Raw genomic sequence first — 8,761 nt, 5'->3', positions numbered from 1 at the left:
CCCGCGAGATCTTCGACTGGGCCGACCCGTTCCGGCTGGTCGAGCAGCTGACGGACGAGGAGCGCATGGTGCAGAATACCGCACACGCCTATGCGCAGGAAAAGCTCGCCCCCCCGCGTTCTCGAAGCCTTCCGCCACGAAAAGACCGATCCTGATATCTTCCGCGAAATGGGCGAGCTCGGGCTGCTCGGCCCGACGATTGACCCGGAATATGGCGGTGCCGGCCTCGGCTATGTCGCCTACGGGCTGATCGCCCGCGAAGTGGAGCGCGTCGACAGCGGCTACCGCTCGATGATGAGCGTGCAATCCTCGCTCGTCATGGTGCCGATCGATGCCTTCGGTTCGGAAGCGCAGAAGCAGAAATACCTGCCCAAGCTCGCCACCGGCGAATGGATCGGCTGCTTCGGGCTCACCGAGCCGGACCACGGCTCCGATCCGGGCTCGATGGTGACGCGCGCACGGAAGGCTGACGGCGGCTATCATCTCACCGGCGTCAAGACCTGGATCTCCAATTCGCCGATCGCCGACGTCTTCGTCGTCTGGGCCAAGACCGAGGACGGCGTGATCCGCGGTTTCATCCTGGAAAAGGGCTGGAAGGGGCTGTCGGCCCCCGCCATCCACGGCAAGGTCGGGCTGCGCGCCTCGATCACCGGCGAGGTGGTGATGGATAATGTCTTCGTGCCGGAAGAGAACCTCTTGCCCAACGTGTCGGGCCTCAAGGGTCCGTTCAGCTGCCTGAACTCCGCCCGCTTCGGCATTGCCTGGGGGGCGCTGGGGGCCGCCGAAGCCTGCTATGCGACGGCGCGGCAATATGTGCTCGACCGCAAGCAGTTCAACCGGCCGCTGGCCGCCAACCAGCTGATCCAGAAGAAGCTTGCCGACATGGCAACCGAGATTACGCTCGGCCTGCAGGGCTGCCTGAGGCTCGGCCGCATGAAGGAAGAAGGCCATCCGCCGGTGGAGCTGACCTCGATCCTCAAGCGCAACTCCTGCGGCAAGGCGCTCGAGATCGCCCGCGCCGCCCGCGACATGCTCGGCGGCAACGGCATCTCCGACGAGTTCGGCGTCGCCCGCCACCTCGTCAACCTCGAAGTGGTCAACACCTACGAGGGCACCCACGACATCCACGCCCTCATTCTCGGCCGCGCCATTACGGGAATACAGGCCTTCACGAACTAAGGCCTGCTGCTGCAGATCACGACCTGATCCACCGATCGCTGACCCCTTTGTGGGCCCCATTCGCAACTCGCTAACGAGTCACCGGGAGCGAATTGAAACCCTTCGGAGATTGTGCCACGCTGCGAACGCCGCAACGGCACAGGTCGGGGGTTCGTAGATGCTTCTATTCCTTGCATTTTTGACCGGAATTATTACCGGCCTCAGGGCCATGACCGCACCTGCCGCCGTCGCCTGGGGCGCAACACTTGGCTGGTTCGACGTCTCTCAGACTCCTCTCGCCTTCATGGGCTATCAATGGACGCCGTGGATCTTCACGCTGCTTGCCGTCCTCGAATTGATCAGTGATCAGCTGCCGACAACGCCGAGCCGTAAGATGCCGATACAGTTCGGAGCGCGTATCATCATGGGAGCTCTGGCCGGCGCCACCATCGCGGCTTCCGGCGGTTCTCTGGTTGCCGGTCTCATCGCGGGTATCGTCGGCGCTATTGCAGGGACGCTCGGTGGCGCAGCTGCCCGCGGCAAGCTCGCCAGTGTCTTCGGCAAGGATTTGCCGGCGGCGCTTATCGAGGATATCGTCGCCGTCGGCGGCGCGTTGTTGATCGTGGGGGCAGTGCCATGAAAACCTATGACGCGATTTTCGTCGGGGCAGGTCAATCCGGCCCCTTTCTCGCGGCCCGCATGGCCGAGAAGGGCATGAAGGTTGCGCTGATCGAACGCAAGTATCTTGGCGGCACTTGCGTCAATGCCGGCTGCATGCCGACGAAGACGCTGGTTGCCAGCGCCCGCGCCGCCCACGTCGCCCGTCGCGGCGGCGACTACGGCGTGAAGATCGCCGGCGGGATTGAAATCGACATGCAGGTCGTTCGCAAGCGTGCCAAAACCGTCATCATGGACGCTCGCAACGGCCTGATCGATTGGCTCGGCAGCATGAAAACGATGGATGTCGTCTACGGCCAGGCCAAATTCACCGGCCCGAAAACGATCGCCGTCAACGGCGAGACGCTGACAGCGCCGCAAATCTTTCTGAACGTTGGGGCTCGCCCGGTCGTTCCGGATTTTCCAGGCGTCGACGACATCGGCTATCTCACCAGCACGTCGATCATCGATCTCGACACGCTGCCGCGCCACCTGGTCGTCGTCGGCGGCAGCTATATCGGTCTCGAATTCGCCCAGATGTACCGCCGCTTCGGCGCCGAGGTCACCGTTCTCGAGCGCGGACCGAAACTCGCCTCCCGCGAGGATGAAGACATCTCCAACGCGATCGAGGACGTTCTGCGCGCAGAGGGTATCGCCGTTCATACCAATGCCGACGGGATTGCCTTCGCCGCGAAGGACGGCGGAATTGCCGTGACGGTTAGCTCCGGAAAACCGGAAATCGACGCAAGCCATGTGCTGATCGCGACCGGCCGCAAACCGAACACGGACGATCTTGGTCTCGACGTTGCCGGCGTTGCGACAGACACGCGCGGCTACATCACAGTCGACGACAAGCTGATGACGAACGTCGAAGGCATCTACGCGCTCGGTGATTGCAACGGCCGCGGCGCCTTCACGCATACATCCTATAATGACTTCGAGATCGTCGCGGCTAACTTGCTGGATGGGGCTGACCGGAAGGTGAGCAGCCGCATTCCCGCATACGCGCTCTACATCGATCCGCCGCTCGGCCGTGTCGGCGTGACGGAGAAGGAGGCGCGCCGCTCCGGCAAGAAGATCATGATCTCCACCCGTCCCATGAGCCGCGTCGGCCGCGCCAATGAACGCGGCGAGACCCAGGGTTTCATGAAGATCATCGCCGATGCCGAGACCAAGCAGGTCCTCGGCGCTGCCATCCTGGGCATCGAAGGCGACGAGGTGATCCACGGCATCATCGATGCCATGAACGCCGGCACCACCTACCCTGCCCTGCAATGGGCTGTGCCGATCCATCCGACCGTTTCGGAACTCATTCCAACGGTGCTTGGGGATTTGAAGCCGGTCTGAGATGGCAATGATGCCGCGGAAGCCTGGATCCTGAAAGGCTGGAGGCCTAGTGGGTGTCCATCGAACTCCTGATCGAGAATTACGGTCTGCTGGCGATATTCCTCGGTACCGCCTTTGAAGGCGAAACCGCCGCATTCCTCGGCGGCGTCATCTCGCATCGCGGGCTTCTGACATACTGGACTGCGTCGATGGCGGCAGCGGCCGGTTCGTTCGCCGGCGACCAAGTATGGTTCTTCGCCGGGCGTTATGCCTCTCATTGGGGTTTCGTTCGCCGGCTGATGGAAAAGCCCGCGTTAGCGCGGGTGACACAGCTTCTCGAAAAATATCCGACCGGCTTCATCTTCGCGTTCCGCTTCCTCGTCGGATTGCGGACGATCAGCCCCATCGTCATCGGTACGACGCGCATCCCGACACGGAAATTCCTCGTTCTGAACATCGCGGCGGCGCTGGTCTGGGGGCAATTGTTCACAGCGTTGGGCTATATCTTCGGGCACGGCATCCAGCAGATGCTGGGCCACCTCCCGCTGCACCACCACCTGCTCATTGCGCTCGGAGCCGCGGCTGTCGTTGCAGGCACGGCTTTCGCGTTTCGCAAGATGAAACCCGGCATCGGGTCCCCTAGGGCGCCTTAGTCTATCACGATCTGCAGCTTCACGTCCGTTGGCCGTGCCTCGACCGCGCGGTCGAAGGCTTTGATCGAGTCCTCGAACTTGAACGTCTGGGAGATCAGCGGCTTCAGGTCGACACGGCCGGAGCCGAGCAGAGCAATCGCCCGCTCGTACTGGTGTGCATAGCGGAAGACCGTCTCGATGCGGATTTCCCTGGTCGATGCGGTCGAAACATCGAAGCCGACCGGATTGACCGGCAGGCCGACAGCAACAATGACGCCCCCTGGGCGCGGCAATGCCATGATCGTTTCCCAGGCCTTCGGCGATCCGGAGCATTCGAACACGACGTCAGCACCCCAGCCGTCGGTCAGGCGCAACACTTCCTCGGTCAGGTTCTTCTCGCGGATATTGACCGGGATGACGCCCTGATACTGGGTGGCGATATCGAGCTTCGGCTGGGCAAGATCGGCGACGATCGCTCGCGCGCAGCCGCCGGCGAGCGCGGCGATCGCCACCATTGTGCCGATCGGGCCGGCGCCGAGCACGACGGCGGTATCGCCAGGCGCGATCCTAGCCTTTGCTGCTGCCTGCATGCCGACGGCAAAAGGCTCGACCATTGCGCCTTCTGCAAAGCTTACATTGTCCGGGAGCTTGAAGGTGTAGTTGGCCGGATGCACGACCTCGGCCGTCAGCACACCATGGACCGGCGGCGTCGCCCAGAAGGTGACGGCAGGATCGACATTGTACATGCCAAGACGGCTTGCCTTTGAATTCGGGTCGGGAATGCCGGGCTCCATGCAGACGCGGTCGCCTATTTTCAGATGCGTCACGCCTTCGCCGACTTCGACCACCGTCCCCGCTGCCTCGTGTCCAAGCACCATCGGCTCGTTGACGACGAACGGCCCAATTTTGCCATGGGTATAGTAATGCACGTCCGAACCGCAGACCCCGACAGTGTGGATCCTGATCTTCACCTGACCTGGTCCGGTTTCCAGCGGCAGATCGATATCGCGAAGCGCGAGCTCATGCTGACGCTCCAATACCAGCGCATGGACCTTGGTCATTGTCGGGTTCCTCTCTGATGCCTTGTCCGCCACTCATTGGGGGACGCGTTGGCCGACTATAAAACCCGACGCCTCCGCAATTCAACAGGATTGCGGAGGCTTTTGCTCATTATGCGATGAAATGCTCAGCCGAACTTGACGAGGTTCAAAGCCGGCAGCGGGCCACCCGGAAACTGAACCAGGCTGCCGCCGACGGCGATCGGCCCGAGGTCGATGCCGAAGAAACCGAGCTTCTCGATCAGCGCGCCGACTTCGGCCTTCGCTGCGGCATCATCGCCGGAATAGAAGAGCACACGCTTGCCGCCTTCGGCCTGCGGATCGCCGGAAACGAGGGCCGGCAGCAGATGGTTGAACGCCTTCACGACGCGTGCGCCTGATACGAGATCGGCGAAGATCTCGCTAGAGAGCCTGCCATTCAGCCCCGCCGGCCTGAAGAGCGGCGCCTCGATCGGATTGTTCGCATCTATGACGATACGGCCATTCCAGTCAGGCAGGCCGGCGAGCGCCTTCGGCAGCTTCGACCAGGGAACCGCAACGAGGACCATATCGGAGTTCGCGGCTTCCTCGATGGTGCCCGCCTTGATCCAAGGCGAGAGCTCATGCACGAGACTTGCAAGTGAAGTGGGACCGCGGCTATTGGCGATCGTGGCAGGAATGTTGGCTTGGGCGAGCGCACGCGCGAAGGCGGCGCCGATATTGCCGGCGCCAATGATGCCGATGGACATTGTCATTCTCCTTGAAATGAAGGGTCAGGCGGTGAAGCCGCCGTCGGCGACGATATCCGCGCCGGTGATGAACGCTGCTTCGGGGCTGGCGAGGTAGGCGACGACGCTGGCGATCTCGTAGTCCTTGCCGTAACGGCCGATCGCCATGCCGGGACCGACGATCTTCGAGACCGGACCGCCATCGGGGTTCATGTCGGTGTCGGTCGGGCCGGGGTGAACGGTGTTGACGGTGATGCCTTCGGGCCGAGGTCGCGCACGAGGCTGCGGTTGAAGCCGGCCACCGCGCCTTTGGTCAGCGTGTAAAGCGATGCGGTCGGGAAGGCGGCGTAACGGAACATCGACGAGCCGATATGGATGATGCGGCCACCCGGCTTCATCCTGCGGGCTGCTTCCTGGGTTGCCACGAACACCCCGGTGACATTGACGGCGATCATGCGCTCATAGTCCTCGAACTTGATGTCCTCGATCGGACCGCCAAGAGCGATGCCGGCATTGTTGACGAGGATGTCGAGCGAGCCGAACGTCTCTTCGGTCTGGGACACCGCGGCGCGGACGGCAGCCGGATCGCCGGCATCGGCCTTGATGGCGATGGCACGGCCACCGGCATCCTCGATTTCCTTGACGACAGCGGCGGCCTTGTCCGGCGAGGCGCTATAGGTGAGCGCGACCGAGGCGCCATCTGCAGCAAGACGCTTTGCGATGGCCGCACCGATGGAGCGCGAGCCGCCCGTCACGAGCGCCGTCTTGCCGGAAAGATTTTCAGTTGTGTTGGGCACTGCGATAACTCCGATTGTTGGATGGAGTGAATATCGCCCGGCTATTCCACCCGGATTAGCCTTCAATCGCTTTCATCTATTTCAAGCATATATTGAAAATTAACGCATGATAACACTTATAAGATTTTTATATTGAAGCCTTCCGGCCCCTCTCGAACCTTTATGCAGTCCGGCCGCATATTAATGCATGAGAGATCACCAAGATCGTCTCCAGCCAGAAAGCATAAAAGGTGCCGTCTCCCAAGCCGGCACCCTTTGTCTTGTCTGACTCCAAAGAAGAACAACAGGAGTCAAGATCGATGATGGACATCATTTTACTCGGTATCGCCGTCGTATTCTTCGCATTGTGCTTTGCCTACACCAGCGCCTGCGACAGGCTCTGAGGAGAAACATCATGACGCTCGATTATATCTTAAGCGGTGCAGTGACGGTGTTCCTGACCGTCTACCTCACCTACGCTCTCATTCGCCCCGAGCGCTTCTAACGCAGAAGCAACCGGGTATTGAAAGTTACTTCCCATGACCCTCAACGGATGGCTTCAGATTCTGCTTTACTGCGGAATCCTCATCGCGCTCGTCAAACCGCTCGGCGGTTACATGACGCGTGTCTTTTCAGGCGAGCGCACATTCCTCTCACCGGTCCTCGTTCCGATCGAACGGGGGCTTTATGCGATTGCGGGCACCAGCGAGCGCGAAGAACAGCATTGGACCTCCTATGCCTTCGCCATGCTGATGTTCAACCTGCTCGGCGTCATCGTACTCTACGCTTTGATGCGTCTCCAGGCAGGCTTGCCCTATAACCCGGCGGGTATGCCTGCCGTTGGGCCTGAGCTTTCCTTCAACACCGCCATCAGCTTCGTTGCCAACACCAACTGGCAGAACTATGGCGGCGAAAGCACGATGTCCTATCTCACGCAGATGGCCGGGCTGACCGTGCAGAACTTCGTCTCCGCCGCGACCGGCATGGCGATCGCCATTGGCCTGATCCGCGCTTTCTCGCGCGCCTCTGGTAAGGCGATCGGCAATTTCTGGGTCGATATGATCCGCGCGACGCTCTACGTCCTTCTGCCGATCTGCATCGTGCTCACGCTCGTTTACGTCTATCTCGGCGTGCCGCAGACGCTCGGCCCCTATGTCGACGCGACGACGTTGGAAGGCGCCAAGCAGACGATCGCTGTCGGCCCGGTTGCCTCGCAGCTTGCCATCAAGATGCTCGGCACCAATGGCGGCGGCTTCTTCAACGCCAACTCCGCGCACCCGTTTGAGAACCCCGACAACATCTCGAACATGCTCCAGATGTTGTCGATCTTCGCGATCGGTGCCGCCTTCACCAACGTCTTCGGCCGCATGGTAGGCAACCAGCGCCAGGGATGGGCGATCTTCGCCACGATGGGCCTCCTGTTCATCGTCGGCGTTACCGTCACCTACTGGGCTGAAGCTGCGGGCAACCCGCTGATGCATGCCTTCGGCCTGCAGGGCGGCAATATGGAAGGCAAGGAAGTCCGCTTCGGCGTCGCCATGTCCTCGCTCTTTGCGGTGATCACCACGGCCGCTTCCTGCGGCGCGGTCAACGCCATGCACGGCAGCTTCACGGCGCTCGGCGGCCTGATCCCCATGATCAATATGCAGCTCGGCGAAGTCATCGTCGGCGGCGTTGGCGCGGGCTTCTACGGCATCCTGCTCTTCATCGTCGTTGCGGTTTTCGTGGCAGGCCTCATGGTCGGCCGCACGCCGGAATATCTCGGCAAGAAGATCGAGGCCAAGGAAATGAAGATGGCTGTTCTTGCCATTCTCTGCCTGCCCTTGGCGATGCTGGTCTTCACGGCAATTGCCTCGGTGCTTCCGTCAGCCGTTGCCTCGATCGGCACGGCGGGTCCGCACGGCTTCTCCGAAATTCTCTATGCCTATACGTCCGCTGCGGCGAACAACGGCTCGGCTTTCGGTGGCCTGACGGGTAACACCCCCTGGTACAATATCACGCTTGGTCTCGGCATGCTGATGGGCCGCTTCCTGGTCATCATTCCGGCGCTTGCGATCGCAGGCTCCCTGGTTACCAAGAAGACGGTTCCCGCTTCGGCAGGCACCTTCCCGACGGACAGCTTGCTCTTCGTCGGCCTCCTGAGCGGCACGATCCTGATCGTCGGCGGCCTGACCTTCTTCCCGGCACTGGCCCTCGGCCCGGTTATCGAGCACCTGATGATGATTACCGGCAAAACCTTCTGAGGTGATGTCATGATCCTTCGTCACAGACTTCGAAAGTCCTTCAACTCACGTCCCGGTTCGCCGGGACGTGAGCGAGAGCGCCTGGCACGGGGCACTGACATCATCCTGGTGATGATGGCCGGCATCCTCGTCATCCTCGCCGCCCTCAGAATTTTACACGGCTGACCGGAAAGCCGGTCGCCTCACCTCGTTTCAAGCTGGAGT

Annotated in this window: 8 protein-coding genes and 2 pseudogenes; 7 read left to right on the top strand and 3 right to left on the bottom strand. The window is 61.5% G+C overall.

The window, feature by feature from the left end:
- The 4 genes and pseudogenes from ACPYOI_RS20930 to ACPYOI_RS20915 form a co-directional block, all read left to right on the top strand.
- Positions 1 to 1,179: pseudogene (locus tag ACPYOI_RS20930) on the top strand (acyl-CoA dehydrogenase); the annotation flags it as partial.
- Positions 1,180 to 1,336: 157 nt separating this feature from the next.
- Complete coding sequence (locus tag ACPYOI_RS20925) at positions 1,337 to 1,798, top strand: DUF4126 family protein (protein WP_481418938.1); 462 nt, start codon at positions 1,337 to 1,339, stop codon at positions 1,796 to 1,798.
- On the top strand, positions 1,795 to 3,162 hold the full coding sequence (locus ACPYOI_RS20920) for an FAD-containing oxidoreductase (RefSeq protein ID WP_481418937.1): 1,368 nt from the start codon (positions 1,795 to 1,797) through the stop codon (positions 3,160 to 3,162). The genes ACPYOI_RS20925 and ACPYOI_RS20920 overlap by 4 nt, the downstream gene beginning before the upstream one ends.
- A gap of 53 nt (positions 3,163 to 3,215) precedes the next feature.
- On the top strand, positions 3,216 to 3,794 hold the full coding sequence (locus ACPYOI_RS20915) for a DedA family protein (RefSeq protein ID WP_481418936.1): 579 nt from the start codon (positions 3,216 to 3,218) through the stop codon (positions 3,792 to 3,794).
- Here the strand turns inward: ACPYOI_RS20915 and ACPYOI_RS20910 are convergent.
- The 3 genes and pseudogenes from ACPYOI_RS20910 to ACPYOI_RS20900 form a co-directional block, all read right to left on the bottom strand.
- Positions 3,791 to 4,834 (bottom strand): NAD(P)-dependent alcohol dehydrogenase, encoded by a 1,044-nt coding sequence (locus ACPYOI_RS20910; RefSeq protein ID WP_481423316.1) that lies wholly within the window; start codon positions 4,832 to 4,834, stop codon positions 3,791 to 3,793. The genes ACPYOI_RS20915 and ACPYOI_RS20910 overlap by 4 nt on opposite strands.
- Positions 4,835 to 4,959: 125 nt before the next feature.
- Positions 4,960 to 5,559: an NADPH-dependent F420 reductase gene (locus ACPYOI_RS20905; protein ID WP_481418934.1), complete on the bottom strand. Its 600-nt coding sequence runs from the start codon at positions 5,557 to 5,559 to the stop codon at positions 4,960 to 4,962.
- A 24-nt stretch (positions 5,560 to 5,583) separates the two neighbouring features.
- Positions 5,584 to 6,335: pseudogene (locus ACPYOI_RS20900) on the bottom strand (3-oxoacyl-ACP reductase family protein).
- A gap of 394 nt (positions 6,336 to 6,729) precedes the next feature.
- Between ACPYOI_RS20900 and ACPYOI_RS20895 the strand changes: the two are divergent.
- The 3 genes from ACPYOI_RS20895 to ACPYOI_RS20885 are packed head-to-tail and all read left to right on the top strand — an operon-like array spanning position 6,730 to position 8,722.
- On the top strand, positions 6,730 to 6,819 hold the full coding sequence (locus ACPYOI_RS20895) for a K(+)-transporting ATPase subunit F (RefSeq protein WP_016556800.1): 90 nt from the start codon (positions 6,730 to 6,732) through the stop codon (positions 6,817 to 6,819).
- Between the two features lie 34 nt (positions 6,820 to 6,853).
- Positions 6,854 to 8,557, top strand: a complete 1,704-nt coding sequence (kdpA, locus tag ACPYOI_RS20890; RefSeq protein WP_481423315.1) for a potassium-transporting ATPase subunit KdpA — start codon at positions 6,854 to 6,856, stop codon at positions 8,555 to 8,557.
- A 9-nt stretch (positions 8,558 to 8,566) separates the two neighbouring features.
- The gene (locus ACPYOI_RS20885; protein WP_481423314.1) at positions 8,567 to 8,722 is read left to right on the top strand and encodes a hypothetical protein; all 156 of its coding nucleotides are present in this window, start codon (positions 8,567 to 8,569) and stop codon (positions 8,720 to 8,722) included.
- Positions 8,723 to 8,761: the final 39 nt, after the last annotated feature.

It is taken from the genome of Rhizobium sp. SVR5-2C (assembly GCF_056755115.1).
This window is presented reverse-complemented; position numbering and strand designations above follow the sequence as displayed.